The organism is Ruegeria sp. G7, assembly GCF_056535465.1.
Genome location: NZ_JBQFIL010000001.1, coordinates 3,273,458 through 3,293,141 on the forward strand (window position 1 = coordinate 3,273,458; position 19,684 = coordinate 3,293,141).

The 19,684-nt window shown below is 60.6% G+C and carries 15 protein-coding genes; 5 read left to right on the forward strand and 10 right to left on the reverse strand.

From position 1 onward, the window contains the following. Positions 1-61 precede the first annotated feature (61 nt). Positions 62-1,282, reverse strand: a complete 1,221-nt coding sequence (locus ACR3EN_RS16460; RefSeq protein WP_480819693.1) for an N-acetylmuramoyl-L-alanine amidase — start codon at positions 1,280-1,282, stop codon at positions 62-64. 66 nt (positions 1,283-1,348) lie between these two features. Continuing rightward, positions 1,349-2,512 (reverse strand): pyridoxal phosphate-dependent aminotransferase, encoded by a 1,164-nt coding sequence (locus tag ACR3EN_RS16465; RefSeq protein WP_480819692.1) that lies wholly within the window; start codon positions 2,510-2,512, stop codon positions 1,349-1,351. Between ACR3EN_RS16465 and ACR3EN_RS16470 the strand changes: the two genes are divergently transcribed. The 3 genes from ACR3EN_RS16470 (at position 2,511) to ACR3EN_RS16480 (ending at position 5,485) form a co-directional block, all read left to right on the forward strand. Next, the gene (locus tag ACR3EN_RS16470) at positions 2,511-3,893 is read left to right on the forward strand and encodes a M48 family metalloprotease (RefSeq protein ID WP_480819691.1); all 1,383 of its coding nucleotides are present in this window, start codon (positions 2,511-2,513) and stop codon (positions 3,891-3,893) included. The genes ACR3EN_RS16465 and ACR3EN_RS16470 overlap by 2 nt on opposite strands. Continuing rightward, on the forward strand, positions 3,890-4,648 hold the full coding sequence (locus ACR3EN_RS16475; protein WP_480819690.1) for a DsbA family protein: 759 nt from the start codon (positions 3,890-3,892) through the stop codon (positions 4,646-4,648). The genes ACR3EN_RS16470 and ACR3EN_RS16475 overlap by 4 nt, the downstream gene beginning before the upstream one ends. A gap of 276 nt (positions 4,649-4,924) precedes the next feature. Further along, the gene (locus ACR3EN_RS16480; RefSeq protein ID WP_480819689.1) at positions 4,925-5,485 is read left to right on the forward strand and encodes a CHAP domain-containing protein; all 561 of its coding nucleotides are present in this window, start codon (positions 4,925-4,927) and stop codon (positions 5,483-5,485) included. A gap of 18 nt (positions 5,486-5,503) precedes the next feature. On the opposite strand, the gene ispG is transcribed toward ACR3EN_RS16480, so the two are convergent. From ispG to hemA, 3 genes are all read right to left on the reverse strand, one after another. Beyond that, on the reverse strand, positions 5,504-6,625 hold the full coding sequence (gene ispG, locus ACR3EN_RS16485) for a flavodoxin-dependent (E)-4-hydroxy-3-methylbut-2-enyl-diphosphate synthase (protein ID WP_480819688.1): 1,122 nt from the start codon (positions 6,623-6,625) through the stop codon (positions 5,504-5,506). Positions 6,626-6,695: 70 nt separating this feature from the next. Then, complete coding sequence (locus tag ACR3EN_RS16490; RefSeq protein ID WP_480819687.1) at positions 6,696-7,910, reverse strand: helix-turn-helix domain-containing protein; 1,215 nt, start codon at positions 7,908-7,910, stop codon at positions 6,696-6,698. Positions 7,911-8,040: 130 nt separating this feature from the next. Next, the gene (hemA, locus tag ACR3EN_RS16495) at positions 8,041-9,264 is read right to left on the reverse strand and encodes a 5-aminolevulinate synthase (protein ID WP_480819686.1); all 1,224 of its coding nucleotides are present in this window, start codon (positions 9,262-9,264) and stop codon (positions 8,041-8,043) included. 291 nt (positions 9,265-9,555) lie between these two features. On the opposite strand from hemA, the gene ACR3EN_RS16500 reads away from it, so the two are divergent. Beyond that, complete coding sequence (locus ACR3EN_RS16500; RefSeq protein WP_480819685.1) at positions 9,556-10,944, forward strand: M20/M25/M40 family metallo-hydrolase; 1,389 nt, start codon at positions 9,556-9,558, stop codon at positions 10,942-10,944. Between the two features lie 136 nt (positions 10,945-11,080). Here the strand turns inward: ACR3EN_RS16500 and lpdA are convergent, their stop codons facing one another. After that, positions 11,081-12,475 carry a dihydrolipoyl dehydrogenase gene (gene lpdA, locus ACR3EN_RS16505; protein ID WP_480819684.1) on the reverse strand — a complete coding sequence of 465 codons (1,395 nt, stop codon included), beginning with the start codon at positions 12,473-12,475 and terminating at the stop codon, positions 11,081-11,083. A gap of 205 nt (positions 12,476-12,680) precedes the next feature. On the opposite strand from lpdA, the gene ACR3EN_RS16510 reads away from it, so the two are divergent. Next, positions 12,681-13,166 carry a hypothetical protein gene (locus ACR3EN_RS16510; protein WP_480918443.1) on the forward strand — a complete coding sequence of 162 codons (486 nt, stop codon included), beginning with the start codon at positions 12,681-12,683 and terminating at the stop codon, positions 13,164-13,166. On the opposite strand, the gene ACR3EN_RS16515 is transcribed toward ACR3EN_RS16510, so the two are convergent. The 4 genes from ACR3EN_RS16515 to ACR3EN_RS16530 all read right to left on the reverse strand — a co-directional run bounded on the left by ACR3EN_RS16515 (position 13,111) and on the right by ACR3EN_RS16530 (position 19,681). Next, on the reverse strand, positions 13,111-13,692 hold the full coding sequence (locus ACR3EN_RS16515; RefSeq protein ID WP_480819682.1) for a DUF924 family protein: 582 nt from the start codon (positions 13,690-13,692) through the stop codon (positions 13,111-13,113). The two genes, ACR3EN_RS16510 and ACR3EN_RS16515, sit on opposite strands and share 56 nt — an antisense overlap. 107 nt (positions 13,693-13,799) lie before the next feature. Beyond that, entirely contained in the window at positions 13,800-15,074 is a 1,275-nt protein-coding gene (locus tag ACR3EN_RS16520) for an MFS transporter (protein WP_480819681.1), read from the reverse strand. 109 nt (positions 15,075-15,183) lie between these two features. Continuing rightward, positions 15,184-16,230: a tRNA preQ1(34) S-adenosylmethionine ribosyltransferase-isomerase QueA gene (queA, locus tag ACR3EN_RS16525; protein WP_480820072.1), complete on the reverse strand. Its 1,047-nt coding sequence runs from the start codon at positions 16,228-16,230 to the stop codon at positions 15,184-15,186. A gap of 49 nt (positions 16,231-16,279) precedes the next feature. After that, positions 16,280-19,681 carry a YhdP family protein gene (locus ACR3EN_RS16530; protein ID WP_480918444.1) on the reverse strand — a complete coding sequence of 1,134 codons (3,402 nt, stop codon included), beginning with the start codon at positions 19,679-19,681 and terminating at the stop codon, positions 16,280-16,282. Between the last annotated feature and the right edge of the window lie 3 nt (positions 19,682-19,684).

Consider the following 19,684-nt stretch of genomic DNA (forward strand, 5'->3'; position numbering starts at 1 on the left):
AGGGGCCGCTTGTTCCGGGTCAAAACACGAAAGCCTTCAATGGCTGTTTTGCGCCGCTGCGTTATTGCCCGACCAGCGACCGGTTGACCAAATCGGCCTGCCGCCAGGCCTCAAGCCCCTGCACGATACCATATGCCATCGAGGCGCGCCATTCAGGGTTCCGGACATTCTTCAGATCGCGCGGGCTGGACAGAAAGCCAAGCTCGATCAAAACGGATGGGATGTCAGCGGCCTTGAGGACCGAAAAAGAACCAGTGCGCAACGGGCGGCTGTTCATCGGCCCGCCCTGCTGCGCCATCCCGTCTGCCACAGCGCGCGCCAAGGCATCCGTGCGCGGTTTGGTTTCCTGTCGTGCCAGATCCAGCAGAACGTCGGCCACCTGATCATCAGAGCCGCTCAGATCAATCCCGGCCAGCAGATCGCCACGGTTGTGACGTTCCGCCAGTTTTTCGCTGGCCACGTCCGACGCCTCATCCGCAAGCGTATAGACTGCCGCCCCATGCGCGCGCCCTTCCGACAGGGAATCGGCGTGCAGCGAAAGGAACACATCCGCACCGGCACGATGTGCCAGGGCGATGCGCCGCTCAAGGCTTACAAAACGGTCGTCCCTGCGCGTCATGACCACTTCGAAACCGCCAGCGCGCAGCAGCGTCTCGCGCAGCTCGCGCGCGAAGGTCAGCATCAGAGTTTTTTCATTGGTGCCCTCCACCTCGGCCCCAGGATCTATGCCGCCATGCCCGGGATCCAGCATCACAAGCAGGCTGTTGCCATCGCGTGGCGCGCTGGCGTCGGGAACAAACGCGGGTTCGGGCAGATCCCACCCGGGCTGGCGCGGAGCGCCCGCGCTGGCGGCAAAACTGTCAAAGTCCGTGCCGGTCAGGTGCAGGGTCAGATGCGCGGCGCCCGAGGTCTCATCAACGCGCAACTCGGCTGTTTCAATCGCAAGGGGTGCCCCCAGTTCCAGCACTAACCGGGACCAGCCGGGCACATAGGCCCCATATTGAACACCGCTGATGCGGGTGGTTTGCAGAAAGCTTTGGCGGTCCAGACCGGTCCAGTCAACCTCTTGAAAATCCAGTACCATCCGGTAGGGATCGCGCAAGGTGAAGACGCGGTACGGCACACCCTGACTGAGGCCCAGATCAAGCCTGACATCTGACCGTCCCTCATCACTGATCCGGCTTTGCTCTGGCAATACGCGGGCCAGCGCGCTGAACTCTTGCGCGAGCGCAGCACCTGTGAGCGCCCAAAACAGGGCGAGTAAGTAGAAAATCCTGCTCATAGCCTCAAGTTTTCCCGAGATCGTTTGAAGCTTAACCTACAGCATCCCCCGGTCTTTGTGAACGGCCTAGGCTGGTGTCACGGTCGCTGCGCGTTCGGCCATGAAACGCTGCAGGCGGGCCAGACCTTCTTCGATGTCTGCCGTCGCGCGCGCATAGGAAAACCGCAGTGTGGTATGACCGCGCAGAGGGTCAAAATCCAGCCCGGGCGTGACGGCGACGCCAGCCTTATCCAAAACCTCAGCCGCGAAGGCGCGGCTGTCATCGGTCAGGTCCGAGACATCGGCATAGACATAAAACGCGCCGTCGGGCGGTGCGATATTGGTAAATCCGGCTTTGGGCAGCCCTTCCAGCATCAGCGCGCGGTTGCGGCGATAGACGTCCAGATTGGCCCGCAACTCATCCTCGCAATCCATCGCCGCCAACGCCGCGACCTGACTGGCATGAGGGGCGCAGATGAACATATTCTGCGCGATCCGCTCGACCACGCGCACCTGATCCTCGGGCACCACCATCCAGCCCACACGCCAGCCAGTCATCGAGAAATACTTGGAGAACGAATTGATCACGTAGCACTCATCCGTCAGTTCCAGCGCGGTGACGGCTTTGGCCTCATATTCCAGACCATGGTAAATCTCGTCACTGATGAACGAGGCGCCCTGCCCGTGCGCGGCCTCGATCAGCGCACCCATCGCGGCGCGATCCAGCATCGTGCCTGTGGGATTGGCCGGAGACGCCACCATCAGGCCCTGCAGGTTCAACCCGGCGAGATCGTCAGGTACCGGTTGCAACCGGTTTTCGGGTGCGGTGGGCAGATCGACGGGAACCAGCCCCAGTGCCTTCAGAATCTGCCGATAAGACGGATAGCCCGGCGCGCCGATCCCGACGCGGTCGCCGCTGTCGAACAACGCCGTGAAGGTCAAAAGAAACCCGCCTGACGAACCGGGTGTGATCACCACGCGCTCGGGATTCAGATCGACGTCATACCACTCGCCATACAGCCGTGCGATCCGCTGGCGCAGGGCTGGCAAACCCAGCGCAACGGTATATCCCAACGGGCCTTGGTCCATTGCTTTGACCAGTGCCTCAGTCGCACCCTTTGGGGCACCGGTGCCGGGCTGGCCGACTTCCATATGAATGATATGCCGCCCAGCCTCTTCGGCGCGGCGCGCGGCTTCCATCACGTCCATCACAATGAACGGATCAACCCCGGACCGGGTTGAGTTTCTCATGCCCATCTCCCATGTTGCGGCCATGGCTTTGAAACGCGTATCCAGGCTGGCGTCAATCCCGGCCCTGATGCTGGCTGCGGTGATGTGGCTGGCGTCGAGCGCGCAGAGCCAGGCCCAAAGCCTGATCCGCGATGCCGATGTCGAACATGGATTACGCGAACTCGCCTCTCCGATTTTGCGCGCGGCGGGCCTGAACACCAACCGTGTGCGCATTCTGGTGGTCAACAGCAACACGTTCAACGCCTTCGTCATCGACCATAAGACGATCTATGTGAACTACGGCCTGATCCTGTCGGTCGACACGCCCGAGATGCTGCAGGCCGTGATCGCACATGAGGCGGCCCATATCGCAAACGGGCATCTTGCCCGGCGCGTGGAAAACCTGCGCGCGGCGCAACGCAATGCGCGGCTGGGCAATGTATTCGCCTTGGTCGTCGCAGCAGCGGGCGGCGGCGAAGCAGCCGCCGGGATCGCAACGGGCGCTACCGGGGCCGCGCTGCGCAGCTTTCTGGGTCATACACGCGCTGAGGAGGCCTCGGCGGACCGCAGCGCTGCCAGTTATCTGAGATGGGCGGGCATCTCGCCACGCGGGATGGTTAACCTGCATCGCAAATTCGCCGGCCAAGAGCTTCTGAGCGAGGCCAATCAGGACCCCTATATGCGATCCCATCCGACCAGCCGCGAACGCCTGCGCGCGGCCGAGCACTTTCTGGACGAGTTTGGTGATCAGGCGCAGCCGAATTCAGATGCCGACTATTGGTTTGCACGGGTCAAAGGGAAACTGTCCGCATGGCTGCGCGCGCCCGGCTGGACCTTGCACCGCGCGGCTGAGGAGGCCGCCCCCGACATCCGCTTGATGCGCGAAGCCTCGGCACACCACCAGAACCGGGATCTCCCCCGGGCACGCGCCGCGATCGACAAAGCCCTTGAAATCCGACCGGACGACCCATTTTTCTATGAGCTGAAAGGCCAAATCCTGCTGGAAAACCGCCGCGTGAAAGAAGCGGTTGCAGCTTACGGCGCAGCTGTTGATATGGCACCAAACGACTCGCTGATCCTGGCCGGTTACGGGCGCGCCCTGTTGGCAGACGGACAGACAAAGGACGCTTTGCAAGCGCTAGAAAGGGCGCGCGCACGGGACTACCGAAATGCGCGGCTGATGCAGGATCTGGGCACGGCGTATGCGCAGGTCGGCAACACCGGGATGGCCTCGACGGTCACCGCAGAACGATATGCCTTGCATGGTCGCATGGACGATGCAGGCATCCATGCCAAACGCGCCATCGGGTTACTGCCCGAGGGGTCTCCGGGGTGGCAAAGAGCACAAGACGTGCTGATTGCCTCGGAACGGGCGAACAAACAAAAAAGGAAGCGAAAATGATCCTCAGACACACCGCACCCGCCCTGCTGGGGCTTTCCCTGCTGGCCGCTCCGGCCCAAGCGCTGGACTTGAACGCCATGAGTGACGCCGAGCGGGCCGAATTCGGTGCGCAAGTGCGTGAATACCTGCTGGAGAACCCCGAAGTGATCATCGAGGCGATCAACATTCTGGAAGAACGCAACGCCGCTGCCGAAGCTGCCGCGGACAAGGAACTGATCGCCGCCAATGCCGACGCGCTGTTTAACGACGGCTTCAGCTGGGTGGGTGGCAACCCCGACGGCGACATCACTCTGGTCGAGTTCATGGATTATCGCTGTGGCTATTGCCGCCGCGCCGTACCTGAAGTGGCCGAATTGCTGGCTGCAGATGGCAACATCCGGCTGGTGATCAAGGAATTGCCCATTCTGGGCGATGCCTCGGTCGTGTCCTCGCGCTTTGCTATCGCGACCAAACAGGTGGCGGGCGATGATGCGTATAAGCAAGTCCACGACGCCCTGTTGGAGTTCAGCGGCGAACCCTCCGAGGTGACCCTGCGCCGCATCTCGGACGGGCTGGGTCTGGACAGCGACGCGATCGTCGCCGCGATGGACAGTGACGCGGTAACTGCGGAAATCGCCCAGACCCGTGAACTGGCGCAGCGGATGCGGATTTCTGGCACCCCATCGTTTGTGCTGGGCACCGAGATGCTGCGCGGGTTCCTGCCTGCCGATCAGATGCTGCAGATTGCGGATGGCGTACGCGCCGAACAGGGCTGAGCCATAGGGCGGCGCGCTGCCGTGGTTTCGCTCAGATACATGCAACTGGCGGCTTTGGCTTAGGAAGCCGCCAGTGGCTGCATTGGTCCTTTGTAAACCTTAGTTCCAACGCCTCATTCGCCGCAAGAGACGCGGATGCGCTTTTTATTGTGCCCATTTTCTCACACTGAACGCATGGGATCGGCAAAATCCCGCCGGGAGTTTTCCGCGCCTCTTTTCATAATCCGCAAGTCCGCAATAAAACCCTGAGACCACTCCAATCAACGCCGAAGATCCTTGCAGAACAGCGTCAGTAAAACGAATAGGAATTGGCCGCGCCCGACTGGCGTCGTTCGCGCTGCGATTGCGCTGGGACTTGTCGCGCTTTTATCGGCCTGTGCTCAGAATCCAAACCAAGTTGATCTCGATCCGGAACGCCAGTTGATGGCGCTGCAAGAAGTCTCCAGAAAACAGGCGCAGGGGCATCGTGTGTGGTGCGTGCCCTACGCCCGAAATCTCAGCGGCATCGAAATTCGCGGCAACGCCAAAGACTGGTGGGGCAAGGCGCGCAATATCTTTGATCGGGGCAATGAACCGGTCGTCGGGTCTGTGATGTCTTTTCGGGCGACACGTGGAATGCCCTTGGGGCATGTCGCGGTCGTCTCGGATATCGTAACCGAGCGTGAGGTTATCATTAACCACGCCAATTGGCACCGCAACAAAGTATCGTTGAGTATGAGCGTCAAAGACGTGTCCAAGAACAACGATTGGACACTGGTGCGGGTCGAAAGCCAACCCGGACAGTTTGGCAGTCAATATCCGGTGAACGGTTTCATTTATCCAAAACTCGGCGAGTGATTCAAAACCACTTCGCTATTATTCCGCGGCTTCGGCCGCACCATCCAACTCTGCCGCCTTCTTCTCGACCTGTTCGACGATATGATCAATCATCTGATCGTTCGACATCTTGTGGCTGGCCTTGCCCGCCAGATAGACCATGCCGGACCCCGCCCCGCCGCCGGTGAAACCGACATCGGTCATCAACGCCTCACCCGGGCCGTTCACCACGCAGCCGATGATCGACAGGCTCATAGGGGTCTTGATGTGCTCCAGCCGATGCTCTAGCGCTTCGACGGTTTTGATCACGTCAAACCCCTGCCGCGCGCAGGAGGGGCATGAGATGATGTTCACCCCGCGATGGCGCAGGCCGAGGGATTTCAGGATTTCAAAACCCACCTTCACCTCTTCCACCGGATCGGCGGACAGGCTGACGCGGATCGTGTCGCCGATGCCCATCCATAGCAGGTTGCCCAGACCGATGGCGGATTTGATGGTGCCACTGACCAGCCCTCCGGCCTCGGTGATCCCCAGATGGATCGGCGCATCGGTGGCCTCGGCAATGCCCTGATAGGCGGCGGCAGACAGAAACACATCGCTGGCCTTCACACTGATCTTGAAGTTGTGAAAGTCGTTATCCTCAAGGATACGGATATGTTCGAGCCCGCTTTCCACCATCGCCTCGGGGCACGGTTCTCCGTATTTCTCCAGCAGGTGCTTTTCCAAGCTGCCCGCGTTCACACCGATCCGGATCGAGCAATCGTGGTCGCGCGCAGCCTTGATGACCTCCTGCACCCGCTTCTCGTCCCCGATGTTGCCGGGATTGATCCGCAGGCAGGCCGCGCCTGCCTCGGCAGCTTCGATCCCGCGGCGATAGTGAAAATGGATGTCGGCCACGATGGGCACCGGGCTTTCGCGCACGATCTCTTTCAGCGCTTTCGACGACGCCTCATCCGGGACCGAGACGCGTACGATATCCGCCCCAGCCTCAGCCGCCGCCTGTACCTGCGCCACTGTCGCGGCCACATCGGTGGTCAGCGTGTTGGTCATGGTCTGCACGGCAATCGGCGCATCCCCCCCGACCGGGACGTTGCCGACCATGATCTGACGGGATTTACGGCGATAGATATCGCGCCACGGGCGTACGGGATTGTGGGACATGAGCATCGGTCCGGATCAGCCTGAGTTGCGCCTTAAATAGTGCGCCAAGCGGGAAGGAGCAATGCCGGGATTACTCGGCGGGCGCTTCTGTCGCCTCGGTCTGCAGTTCGGCCACCAATTGCTTGAGCGCGCTGTTCTGCTCGGCCTCAAGATCGGCCACAGCGAAATTCTCGGCCACTGCGTCTTTCGACAGAACCACACCTTTGGTGACCGTGCCGGGCGCGCCGACGGGGCCAAAATGTTCGCCATTCATCGAGAAATAGACCGAGCCCGAGGCCCCGGCCCGCAGCTGAGGCGGTTCTTCGGTCAGCGGCACCTCGAACGTGCTGCCCTGTTCAACCGTGCCCAGGGTCCCTTCGAAGATCACGCTGCCATCGGCTGCAGTGACGCGCATCCATGAAGGGTTCACCGCCACGATCTTCAGGGTCGTATCCAGTTGCTCGACGACCTGCGGCAACGCAGGGCGTTCAACGGTGTGGACCTCGGTGACCTGAATCTGCGGCGGCTCGGGCGCGCGGAAGGTGCCAACCGTGCGGGGATCAAGCGTCGAAATCGGTGCGTCGCGCGCCACCAGCACCGGCACGTCCAGCGCCTGTGGGCGATACAGACGATCCAGCGCCTCAGCGCTTGGTGTTTCGACGCTTGCAAGCTCGGATTCGTCCGGGCGCGCCTGTGCGGCATCCAACGGATCGAGGTCGGTCAGCACGACAGGCGCCTGTTCCACCGGGCTGACCTGCACCTGCTGGATGCGGTTCAGGACGGACCAGCCACCGTAGCCAATACCGCCAATGACGGCCAACAGGACCAGGGTCGAGCCGATCGCGCGCGGTTCAATCTGGCTGACAACGGATTCGCGGCCCGGGATGTAGGGTGTATTGGGCGAGACAAAAGGATCACGCCCCATCGGCCCGCGCGCAGGCAAACCACCGGGCGTTTTCTTGACCACCGAAGCCTCGGCAGACATGCCGTGCGCGACTTCAAAGCCGCTTTCCTTGCAGAAGGTCTGAAACGTCTCGTCGGGGTTCATGCCCAGATAGCGGGCGTAAGACCGGACATATCCGGCAATGAAGCCTGGCGTGTCAAAGGCATCGGGATCGGCGTTTTCGATGGCGGCGATGTAGTTGGCTTTGATCCGCAGTTCGCGCTGCACATCCAGAAGAGACTTGCCCATCGTCGCGCGTTCGCCACGCATGACATCGCCAAGCCGCACCTCATAGTCATCAAACCCTTTGGGTCTGACATCCATGTCCTCTTCGGAATCGCGCTGTGATCTGCGCCCAATCATTCCTGCTGCCCCATCTTTGCCTGTCGCGTGTTACGCGATAGCGCCGAATCGCCCCTATAACGATTCGTCCGCTACTTTTGTTAGCGTAAGCCTAACACGCAGCAAACTCGTTGCACACTTTAGCGTGAGGTTAACCAGCAAGTTCGGCGCGATTTAGCGCACAATGTGACCAAAGTTCGTCCATCGCCTGCACCAGACGGTTCATTTCGTCGGGTCCATGCACCGGAGACGGGGTAAAGCGCAGGCGTTCCGTACCGCGCGGAACGGTCGGGAAGTTGATCGGTTGCACATAGATACCATAGTCATCCAGCAGCATATCGCTCAACTTCTTGGTGTGAACCGGGTTGCCGACGATCACGGGCACGATATGGCTGCCATGATCGATCAGGGGCATGCCCAGCCCTTTCAGGCGTAGCTTGAGGATGCTGGCCTGCGTTTGATGCTGCTCGCGCAGCTCGGGCGCGCGCTTGAGATACGCGACCGAGGCCGCCGCCCCTGCCGCAACCGCAGGTGGCAGCGAGGTGGTAAAGATAAAGCCCGGAGCATAAGACCGGATGGCGTCGCACATCTTGGCGCTGGCGGCGATATAGCCACCCATGACGCCATAGGCCTTGGCCAAGGTACCGTTGATAATGTCGATGCGATGGGCCAGACGATCACGCTCGGTCACGCCACCGCCGCGCGGGCCGTACATGCCGACCGCGTGGACCTCATCGATATAGGTCAGCGCGCCGAATTCATCGGCCAGATCGCAGATCTGTTCGATCGGACCAAAATCGCCGTCCATCGAATAGACCGATTCAAACGCGATCAGTTTGGGGGCGGCAGGATCATCCGCTTCCATCAGCTCGCGCAGATGCGCCACGTCATTGTGGCGGAAGATGCGCTTGGCCCCGCCATTGCGGCGCACGCCCTCGATCATCGAGGCGTGGTTCAGGGCGTCCGAATAGATGATCAGGCCGGGGAAAAGCTTGGGCAACGTCGACAGCGTCGCGTCATTGGCAATATAGGCGCTGGTGAACAAAAGCGCCGCTTCCTTGCCGTGCAGATCAGCCAATTCGGCCTCAAGCCGCTTGTGATACACGGTGGTGCCCGAAATGTTGCGCGTCCCGCCCGAACCTGCGCCTGCGGCATCTACCGCCTCGTGCATCGCCTCCAGAACGACCGGGTGCTGGCCCATGCCCAGATAGTCATTGCCGCACCACACGGTGATGTTCTGCTGTGACCCGTCGGGACAGGTCCGCACCGCATGCGGGAAATGCCCGTTGCGACGTTCGATGTCGATAAAGGTCCGGTAACGTCCTTCGTCATGCAGCCTGGCAATCGCTGTATCGAGCTGAGCAGTATAGTCCACCGGACCCTCCTTGGATGCCCGGTTATCTTCCCCCCGGACGCCTTATTTCACCACATCTGCAGACCAGCTGAAAGCGTGGCGTTACATTCCTCTGTTCAACTTGACTATGCCGAACTGCGGAACCCAACTTTGATTTGCATCAAATACCGCCTAACACCCCCCGCGACAAGAGAAGTTACGGCACCCGGACGCGAGGAAACGACGCAGGCAGGTCGCCCTGCAAAACGGGCTGGACGGCCCCGCCAGCGCTGATAGGCTCTGCCGCAAATCCAGACTTTGCAGGAGAGCCTTATGTCGCTTGACGCCGTACTCAGCCGGATCGACACCGATCTGACCCCCTCTATCGACCGCTTGATGGAGTTTTTGCGCATCCCCTCGATCTCGACCGATCCGGCCTTCAAAGAGCATGTCGACAAGGCCGCAGACTGGCTGGTGGCCGATCTGCAAAGCATCGGTATTGCGGCTGAAAAGCGCCCGACCCCGGGCCATCCGATGGTGGTCGGTCATGTTGGCGAAGACAGCGACGGACCGCATGTCCTGTTCTACGGCCACTATGACGTGCAACCGGTCGACCCGCTGGAACTGTGGAATCGCGACCCGTTCGACCCCACAGTAGAACAGACCGAACACGGAGAAGTGATCCGTGGACGCGGTTCGTCCGACGACAAAGGACAGCTGATGACCTTTGTCGAGGCCTGCCGCGCCTGGAAAGCGGTCCACGGAACGCTGCCCTGCCGCATCACCTTCTTCTTCGAGGGCGAAGAAGAGTCCGGCTCGCCCTCGCTGGTGCCGTTCCTAAAGGAAAACAAAGCCGAGCTGCAGGCCGATCTCGCGCTGGTCTGCGATACCTCGATGGTCTCGCGCGGTGTGCCTTCGATCGCCGCGCAACTGCGCGGCATGCTTAAGGACGAATTCACCATCATTGGCCCCCGCATCGATCTGCATTCGGGCCATTACGGAGGTCCCGGCCTGAACCCGTTGCGCGAACTCTCTCGCCTCGTGGCGTCGTTCTATGACGAAGAAACCGGGCGCGTCGCGGTTGAGGGTTTTTACGAAGGCGTTCACGAGGTTCCCGCCGACCAACTGCGCCAATGGCAGACCTGTGGGTTCGACGAGGCCGAATACCTGAACTCGGTCGGTTACACCCAACCGCACGGCGAAAAGGCGTATTCGACCCTCGAACAGCAATGGGCGCGCCCAACGCTTGAGGTGAACGGCCTCTGGGGCGGCTACAATGGCGCGGGATCAAAAACCGTGATCCCGTCCGAAGCGCATTGCAAAATCACATGCCGCCTCGTTGGCGACATGGACCCGGACGCCCTGCGCGGCAAAATCCGCAACCATATCGAACAGCGCCTGTCCCCTGACGCCAAAGTGGTCTGGGACAACGATCTCGAAGGCTCGCCCGCTTCGGTCATGAACCTCAACCGCCCGGAATTCGAAGCCGCACGCGGCGCGCTGTCTGACGAGTGGGAACGGGAGGCCGTCTTCACCGGTATGGGCGGTTCGATCCCGGTCGTGGGCTACTTTGACACTGTTCTGGGGCTGGACTCGATGCTGGTCGGCTATGCCAATGACGACGATGCAATCCATTCGCCGAATGAGAAATACGACGTCAGAAGCTTCCACAAGGGCATCCGATCCTGGGCGCGTATACTGGATGCGTTGACCAACACCTAAGCTTGGGTTTGCGAGGCTCTGCCTCGCGCTCCGGGATATTTTTAGCCAGATGAAGGACGGATCCCCCGCTTCATCTGGCCAATAAATATCCCGGGGGAGTCGCGGCTTGCCGCGGCGGGGGCAGAGCCCCCTACCCTTACATGTGGATCACGCGCCCATAGGCATCCAGAACGCTTTCATGCATCATTTCTGACAGCGTCGGGTGCGGGAAGACGGTGTTCATCAGGTCTTCTTCCGTGGTTTCCAGCTGGCGACCCACCACATAGCCCTGGATCATCTCCGTCACCTCGGCGCCGATCATATGCGCGCCCAGCAACTCGCCGGTTTTGGCATCAAAAATCGTTTTGATCAGACCTTCGGGTTCGCCCAAAGCGATAGCCTTGCCGTTACCGATGAACGGGAAGCGACCGACCTTGATGTCATAGCCAAGCTCTTTCGCCTTCGCCTCGGAATACCCCACAGACGCGACCTGAGGCTGGCAGTAGGTGCAGCCTGCGATGCTTTCGGGCTTCACGGGGTGTGCATGTTTGCCCGCGATGAGTTCGGCCACCATGACCCCTTCGTGGCTTGCCTTATGCGCCAGCCACGGCGCACCGGCGATATCGCCGATGGCATAGAGCCCCTCGACCCCGGTCCGGCAGTATTCATCGGTGATCACATGGGTTCGGTCGATTTTCACACCCAGCGCCTCAAGCCCCAGGTTTTCGACATTGCCAACGATCCCCACGGCCGAGATCACGGTGTCAAAGTCGTGTTTTTCGACCTTACCCTTCACCTCGATATGCGCGGTCACCTTACCTTTGGCGCGGTCAAGCTGCTTGACCATCGCCTTTTCCATGATCTTCATACCCTGCTTGGTGAAGGCCTTCTTGGCAAAAGCGCTGATCTCGGCGTCTTCCACGGGCAGAACGCGGTCCATCACTTCGACGACGGTCGTGTCTGCACCGAGCGTGTTGTAGAAACTGGCGAACTCAATCCCGATCGCGCCCGAGCCGATAACCAGCAGCTTCTTGGGCATACGCGGCGGCTGCAGCGCATGTTTGTAGGTCCAGACCAGATCACCATCCGCTTCCAGCCCTGGCAGTTCCCGAGCGCGTGCGCCCGTGGCCAGAACGATATTTTTGGCCGCCAACTCCTCGGTGCCTTTATCGGTCTTTACGCTGACTTTGCCCTTTGACGGGATCGTCGCCTCGCCCATCACCACATCAACTTTATTCTTCTTCAACAGATGTCCGATGCCACCCGACAACTGAGCCGCCACCCCGCGCGAGCGTTTGACGACCGCGTCAAGGTCGTATCCCACCTTGTCGGCCTTAAGGCCAAAATCCTTGGCGCGCTCCATCAGATGGAAAACCTCGGACGAGCGGAGCATAGCCTTGGTCGGGATGCAGCCCCAATTCAGACAGATGCCACCCAGGTGCTCGCGTTCGACAACGACGGTTTTCAGACCCAGCTGAGCCGCACGAATAGCCGCGACATAGCCTCCGGGGCCTGCCCCGATTACGATCAGATCATAAGATTTTGCAGCCATGTATCCCTCTCGGCGCAGTCCGGTTTCAAAACTAGTTTACCATTAAACTATTTTTTGGAGCGCATCAACATCACTGCCCGCGACATATGTGACGCAGGGTCAGATCACCAATCGGACCCCGGATTGAGCCTATACCCGAGGGCCTTCAATGACTAGAAGCAAAACCCAGAGCTTTCCGTATCAGCTTGTTACAAAGAGGACTGGCATGGCAAAAACACTCAAAGATCTACTGCTTGCGCTGTTGAACGCGACTCTGATCCTGCTGGCGTTATGCCTGTTTCTGGGGTGGAAACTGGCGCAGTCCGTGAATGATATCAGGACAGGGGTCACAGAAAGCCTGCAGATCGTGGCACCGTTGCGCGATCAGGCGCAGAATCTCCAGTCCGAGCTTGCGGCATTGCGCAGTGATCTTGCGGCAGTTCGGACGCAGGGGGCTGCGCTTGATTCTGCAACGGCGCAACAGCTAAACGCCAGCTTGCAACGATTGAGTGTTTTGGAGGACGGCCTGAAAGACGCTCAGACCCGGTTGAGAGGTCTTGTGGAAAATCCACAAGACCTGATTGATCATGCGATAACAACAGCAGTGGATGACGTGACCGACAGCCTTCTGAGCATCCGGGGTGCGTACCTGCCACCTAGGTCGCGGCCGCCTGTAACTCGCGCACGGTGGCGCCGTAGCCACCGTTGCTGACATAAGCGGCTTCGTGTTCAGTGGTGTTTCGATCCAGCGCATCGTTGCGATATGGGAAACGACCGAACTTGCGGATTACCTCGCGATGCGCCCGCGCGTGCAGCAGGTTTCTGGCACCGGCCTGCGGCATACGCTCGTGCATCAGCCGCACACAGCGTTCCTGATCACACAGATTTTCCGAATGCATCATCGGCAGATAGAAGAACTGCCGCGCCGGTTCGTCGATCTTCATGTCCCACCCTTTGTCGACCGCACATTTTGCCGCCGCCAGTGCCGCACGATCCGTCGCGAACGCTTGCGCATCACCCCGGAACATATTGCGAGGGAACTGATCCATAAGGATAATATAGGCCAGCGCACCGCTGGGATAGGTCAGCCAAAGCGAAAATCGACCCTCGCATGCGGCCTTCCAAGTTGACAGAAATTTGTCACGGATCTGCGCATCAAGCGCTTCATCCTGCAGGTACCACCCGTCCGGGCCAACCTCATCTAACCAAAAACTCAATACTTCTTCAGGAGCAACCATTGCCCTAGACTCCGTAATTGTCCTCCCCAGGGACGTAACGTCATTTAAATGTCTTTTACAGATTTGTAACAGTAACATATTGCAACACAAAAGTCACAAATCGCGCGTCAGGCAGGTTCTTGCGCATCCTGCTCTTCCTGTGCGGCTTCGATGACAACCTCTTGCGCCACTTCAAGCGCCACGGGGGATGAGGTCGGGTAAATCGGGGCGATGCTGCCCGTTTCGTCCACCGGCACATAGGCACGCTGCGTCATGCGATACGCGGCATACAGGGCCATCGCGAACATCAGTGCTGCGATGAACAGGAAGAAGCCGGATGGCCCCAAAAGACCCAGCCCCATCAGCCACCCGGTAATCACCGGTCCCGCAATCGCGCCAAGGCCGTTGATGAATACCAAGCCGCCAGAGGCAGCCGACATATCGTCATATTCAAGGTAGTCATTGGTGTAGGCGATCAACAGGGAATATAGCGGGCTGGTCATGCCGCCAATCACAAATGCCGCCAACAGCAGGATGGGAAAGGCCCCCGCCCCGAAAAGCATGCCGATCAGCGCACCCAGGCCACCGACCGCCGACACCAGCAGGATCAGGATACGCCGGTCCATCCGATCCGAGACCCAACCCAGAGGATATTGCAGCAGCACCGCTCCGATATAGAACGACGCGACAAAGGTCGAGATTTCGACCAGCGACAGGCCCGCCTGCGCACCGTAGACCGCGCTCATACCGAATTGCGCCGAGAACACGCCGCCCAGGAGGAACATGCCGACACAGCCCAGCGGAGACGTCTCCATCAACTTGCGCAGTGTCATCGGTTTGGTGGTGTCAAACGCCGGTGTGGGCGAGATCGACAACAAAATCGGCGCAAATGAGATCGAAACCAGAATCGAAGCGATCACAAAGGTCTCATACCCTGCAGGATCGCCCACCAGCAGCAGTGCTTGCGCACTGACGACGCCCGCCATCTGCACGATCATATAAAGCGACAGCGCCTGCCCCCGGTTTTCGTTGCTGGCGGCGTTGTTCAGCCAGCTCTCGGCCGTTACATACACACCCGAGAAACAGAACCCGATTACGACCCGGCCCAGCGACCACGCAATCGGGTCCGTCAGCATCGGGTACATGATCATCACGGCAGAGATAAACGAGGCCAGCGCCGCAAACACGCGCACATGCCCCACCCGCCGGATCATCTCGGGCGCAAGGCGTGACCCACCGAGGAAGCCCAGAAAATAAGCCGACATCACAAAGGACATCTCAAGGGTCGAGAAGCCCTCGATCTCACCCCGCACACCCAGCAACGTGCCCTGCAGGCCGTTGCCGACCATCAGCAATCCCATCCCAAGAAGAAGCGCCCACGCGCTGGAAAGAACCTGAAGCATGCTGCCTATCCAAATGCCAAAAGTTTTACAGTTTGCTTAGCGCTCACATACAGGCTGCATCGCGCTTGTCCACGACATTGTTTAAGACGCGAACGGAACACATTCACATTCACGGGATCAGCAGCGATGCGTCCCCGTAAGAGAAGAACCGGTATTCCTGTGCGATGGCGTGATCATAGATCGCCTGCATCCGCTCTCGCCCCATCAAGGCCGAAACCAGCATCAGCAGGGTGGATTTCGGCAGGTGAAAATTGGTCATCAGCGCATCGGTCGCGTGAAAGTGAAACCCGGGGTAGATAAAGATATCGGTTTCACCTTCCCATGGCGCGATCTCTCCGCCGCGGGCCGCGCTTTCGATCAGACGCAATGCAGTGGTGCCGACGGGGATAATGCGCCCGCCCGCCGCTTTGGTCGCGGCGATTTCGGCAGCGGCCTGCGCGCTGACACGGCCCCACTCGGCATGCATCTTGTGGGTTGTGACATCCTCGACCTTGACCGGCAAAAACGTACCCGCCCCTACGTGAAGCGTCACATAGGTGATTTCGACCCCGCGCGCCGCCGAAGCGCGCAGTACCGCGTCATCAAAATGCAGCGACGCGGTCGGAGCCGCCACCGCACCGGAATGACGGGCCCAGATGGTTTGATAATCGGTCTTGTCTTGCTCATCCGCGGCGCGTTTGGCTGCGATGTAAGGGGGCAGCGGCATCGCCCCCGCCTGTTCCAGCGCCGCGTCGAAATCCTCGCCCACCAGATTGAACCGCAGGTAGGCCTGCCCATCCGCAACCCGATCCAACGTGGCGCTGAGGTCATAGGAAAAGATGATCTCTTCACCCGGCTTTAGCTTTTTGAGCGGTTTCACCAACGCCGTCCAACTGCCATCCGCCTGCGGCTCCAACAGTGTCGCTTCGATTGCGGCCGAGACAGGCCCCTGCGCGCTATTGCGGTGTCGACGACCGCTGAGCCGCGCGGGGATCACGCGCGTGTCGTTCAACACCAGACGGTCGCCCGGCTGCAAAAGGTCGGGCAGGTCATAGACGTGCTGATCACGAACGGCATCGCCCTGCGCCAGCAGCAGTCGCGCCGCAGACCGCGGGCTGGCGGGCCGCGTGGCAATGAGGTGTTCGGGCAGGTGGAAATCAAAATCGCTCAGTTTCATGGCCGCGCCATACATCGCGCTAACAGATTCGGCCACCACCGCGTTCAGATCAGCGGTCTTCCCCGCGTCTCTGTAGTGCGGGATGCGGCTGCTCTGATCGTTTGGGGGCGGCATTCGGGCCATCCGAAACGGTTGGTGCAGGCTGGCGCATCAGATTGCGCAGGAAGAGCGGCGCCAGCCCCGACAGCGGATTCACCGACACCTTCGGCTCGGCCAGCGGGCCGGTCAGTGTGTAGTTGAACGCAAACACGCCCTCGCCCTTCCGGGTCAGGACGCTGCCAATCGCATTCAACAGATAGATCGGAGAGATCGCGCCACGCAGGTTCAGGACCTGGGCCACCGTGTCGATTGTACCATCGAAGGACAGCCCCATCGAGGGGCCTACGGCGCTGCCGCTGAGTATTTTGACCTCGGTCGGGGTAAGGCGCATCTTGCTGTCGATCGCCGAAAAGAAGATGCCCTGCCCGACCATTTCGTCCAGAAGCCCGACAAGACTGATCGCATTGAGCAGCGCAGCCATCGCCGGAGCATCCACGATGCGCGTTCCTTCGATCCGCAGATCAACGTCATAGTTACCGGGCTCGGCAATCGGGTCGAGCTGCACCTGCAGATTGCCGCCCCGGGCCTGCGTGATCAGACCGGCCGATCGCATCACTGCACCCGCGTCGGCAGAAGTCAGGCCAACAGCGGTGCGCCCGTCACGCGGTGTCACCTGCCCTTTGATCGGCGCGCCGCCGTTGACCTGCGCGGCGAACGCGCCCGTCAACCCTCCGGTGGTTTGAAATGTGCCGGTCAGCCCGGTCAGGGCCACCGCCTCGGTCACTTGCAGCCGGTCGAGCGTTACGTCCAGCTTGGGTCCCGGCCCGCCGGTCCCGCCATCGCCGCCGCCCTCGCCCAGCGTTGATTTACCCAGATCCAACACTCCACCCAGTACGCGGATATCGGGCAGAGCCGCGCCACGCGCGATCAATTCCGCCGAAACTGCCAGCCAATCACCCAGTTCGAAGGAACTGAAACGGACCCGATCAAAATTACCGTCCCGGAACGAAATACTGGCCGAGGTCCGCAGCCCGGCGGCATTGATCCTCAGCGCATCGACGCTGAGCTGAGACCCAAGCGTTACCTCTGCTGTCAGGGTCCCGCTGGTCGTCGGCGCTTTGCGCCAACCCAGTTCGGGGATCGCCAGCGACACCCCGACAAGATCCGATTGCGCCGTCAGTTTTGGCGGCTCTCCCGCGCCAATCCCAAGCGAGAACTCTGCCAGACCCTGCCCCGTCAGCATCCCATTTGGCAGGCCGGCTTTGATCTCGGCCAACAGCCGGGGCGAAAGCTCGATCTGTCCACTCAGTGTGCTGCGCTGCGGATCCTGTCCGCCGATAGGCTGCTGCCAAAGCGCCGTTACCGGCACTGTTCCGAACAGCCCCTCTCCGTCAATCGACACGCCGGTCTGATCCCCTGTCAGACGCAGACGGTCGGCGCTGACCTCAAAGCCCGGGACAAGCCTGTCACTGTCGAGATCGGCCAGAACGCCGTCAAAGTGAAATTGCGTATCGTCGAGCTTCAAACCCTTGATCAGCGGCAGCGATAATGTGCCATCCAAACTCACCTGACCATCGGCCAAGTCCACCGGCAAATTCGCCTTGGTCAGAAGCGAAAGCGGGGGCCGGTCCAACAGGGACAAGGCTGCCGTGACACTGCCGCTCGCCCGTATTCGCGCGATGCCCGGTGCGCCCTTCTTGATCGAGGTGTCGGGAATAATGAACGATGTTCCTGCGGCATTCACAGCGCCACCCTGATCCGCGATCACCACGCCTGCCTGCGCAGTTACGCTAAACCGTCTGTTCAAAAGGCTGGCCTGTCCCTGACCGCCCTGAATTGGCGGCAGGGTCTTTGCAAATGTCAGACTGGTCTTTTCGAACTCGAAATCCGCATAGATATCTGGCGGCGCGCCGGGTTTCAGGCGCAGGGCAAAGTCCAGATCGGACATCTCTCCGGTGTGCAGGTTCTTGGTCACCCAAAGACGCGGCTTTGGGGCCAATCGCTCTGGCCAGTAGCCCAGAAGTTGATCCGAACTCATCCGGTCGATCTGGGCGTCGATCTGCGCCTCCCAGCCTTCAGACAGACCGGCCAGCGCACCGCTGAGCCGCAAGCGGTGCGTACCATCCTCGACAGTCATCTGACCTACACGCATCCGGAAAGGCGCGAGTTTCATCTGAAAATCCACATCCGCGCGCTTCAGGTTCAAAGCCTCGGGGAACAGGTTTGCCGGGTTGACCTCGATCCCGCTGAGGCGGAATTGCCCGGCCATACTGTCAAGCCCCCCTGCATCGACACCTTCGAGAAACGCCTTGCCTTCCGCCTGCACCTGCCCCCAGGCCGAGTTGACCGAGATTTCGTTGAAATCCAGAACCGCCTGCTTGGGGTCGTAAGTAAAATAGGTGCGCGCCGACTCGAACCGGACCGGCACGGTTTCCGGTGTCGGCTGCACCGCCCCCGCACCCAGATTCAACGTGGCAAATACCGGCCCCAGCGCCGCATCCGCGTCTACGCTGCCGCGCAAGGCCCCCGAGATCGGTGCCCGCAACACCTGCATCCAGGCCAGTGCCGGGCTGTGTCCGGCAATATCCTCGGCGGGAAGATCGGTAATCGACACCCCGAACTGCGCGGCCGCGCTGTCCAGAGAGCTGGTATAATTCGCCTCGATTCCGCTGACAAAATCACGTCCGGATAATAGCGAAAAGCCGGTCGCCAGCCGCACTTCGCGTGCGCTGCGCGTGGCCTGAATATGCCCCCCATCCAAGACCCAGGATCGACCCAGACGCAGGTCACGATAGTCCAGTGTGATCGAATCCAGCTGGACCGATGTCAGCGCCGAAAGCGCAGGTGATCGAAAGACCTCGTCCGAGGCTTCGATCAGTTGGGCCAGGTTCGGAGCTTCGCCAACCGGGGCGCTTCCTGTTCCCACCGTAAGCGACAGCGCCCCGTCCTGTCCGCGGGTCAAAGCGATCTGGGCCCCCTGCAGAATGATCCGCTTGGGCCGGACGTTCCCGCGCAGCAGAGGCCGCATGGCAAGGCTGGCCCTCAGGTCGCGGACTTCGGCGATCTGTTGCCCCGCCGCATCACTGACGCGCACGTCTGTAAGGCGCAGCCGGGGCCTCCAGCCTTCGTTAATGATGAAACTCACATCGCCGAACCGGATCTGTACCCCGCCCAAAGCCTGATCCAGCCTTGCCTCGACCCGGTCACGTACCCATTCGGGCGCATGCAACCGATGCCCGACCACCATGAACCCGGTGAACACCGCCAGAAACGCAAGAAAGAAAACACCCCCCATCGCCCACAGGCCAGCCACCCGCCGACGCGAGCGACGGCGCGGCTTCTTGCCGACCTCTGCCCCATCTTGCTGATCTTGCTGAACCAATTCGCGTTCCACGCCTTTCAACCCGCTCACAGT

Bases quoted from the DNA above. Each gene is read 5' to 3' on its own strand.
- ACR3EN_RS16460 (WP_480819693.1), bottom strand. From the start codon at position 1,282: ATGAGCAGGATTTTCTACTTACTCGCCCTGTTTTGGGCGCTCACAGGT.
- ACR3EN_RS16470 (WP_480819691.1), top strand. From the start codon at position 2,511: ATGCCCATCTCCCATGTTGCGGCCATGGCTTTGAAACGCGTATCCAGG.
- ACR3EN_RS16465 (WP_480819692.1), bottom strand. From the start codon at position 2,512: ATGAGAAACTCAACCCGGTCCGGGGTTGATCCGTTCATTGTGATGGAC.
- ACR3EN_RS16475 (WP_480819690.1), top strand. From the start codon at position 3,890: ATGATCCTCAGACACACCGCACCCGCCCTGCTGGGGCTTTCCCTGCTG.
- ispG (WP_480819688.1), bottom strand. From the start codon at position 6,625: ATGTCCCACAATCCCGTACGCCCGTGGCGCGATATCTATCGCCGTAAA.
- ACR3EN_RS16490 (WP_480819687.1), bottom strand. From the start codon at position 7,910: ATGATTGGGCGCAGATCACAGCGCGATTCCGAAGAGGACATGGATGTC.
- ACR3EN_RS16500 (WP_480819685.1), top strand. From the start codon at position 9,556: ATGTCGCTTGACGCCGTACTCAGCCGGATCGACACCGATCTGACCCCC.
- lpdA (WP_480819684.1), bottom strand. From the start codon at position 12,475: ATGGCTGCAAAATCTTATGATCTGATCGTAATCGGGGCAGGCCCCGGA.
- ACR3EN_RS16510 (WP_480918443.1), top strand. From the start codon at position 12,681: ATGGCAAAAACACTCAAAGATCTACTGCTTGCGCTGTTGAACGCGACT.
- ACR3EN_RS16515 (WP_480819682.1), bottom strand. From the start codon at position 13,692: ATGGTTGCTCCTGAAGAAGTATTGAGTTTTTGGTTAGATGAGGTTGGC.
- ACR3EN_RS16520 (WP_480819681.1), bottom strand. From the start codon at position 15,074: ATGCTTCAGGTTCTTTCCAGCGCGTGGGCGCTTCTTCTTGGGATGGGA.
- queA (WP_480820072.1), bottom strand. From the start codon at position 16,230: ATGAAACTGAGCGATTTTGATTTCCACCTGCCCGAACACCTCATTGCC.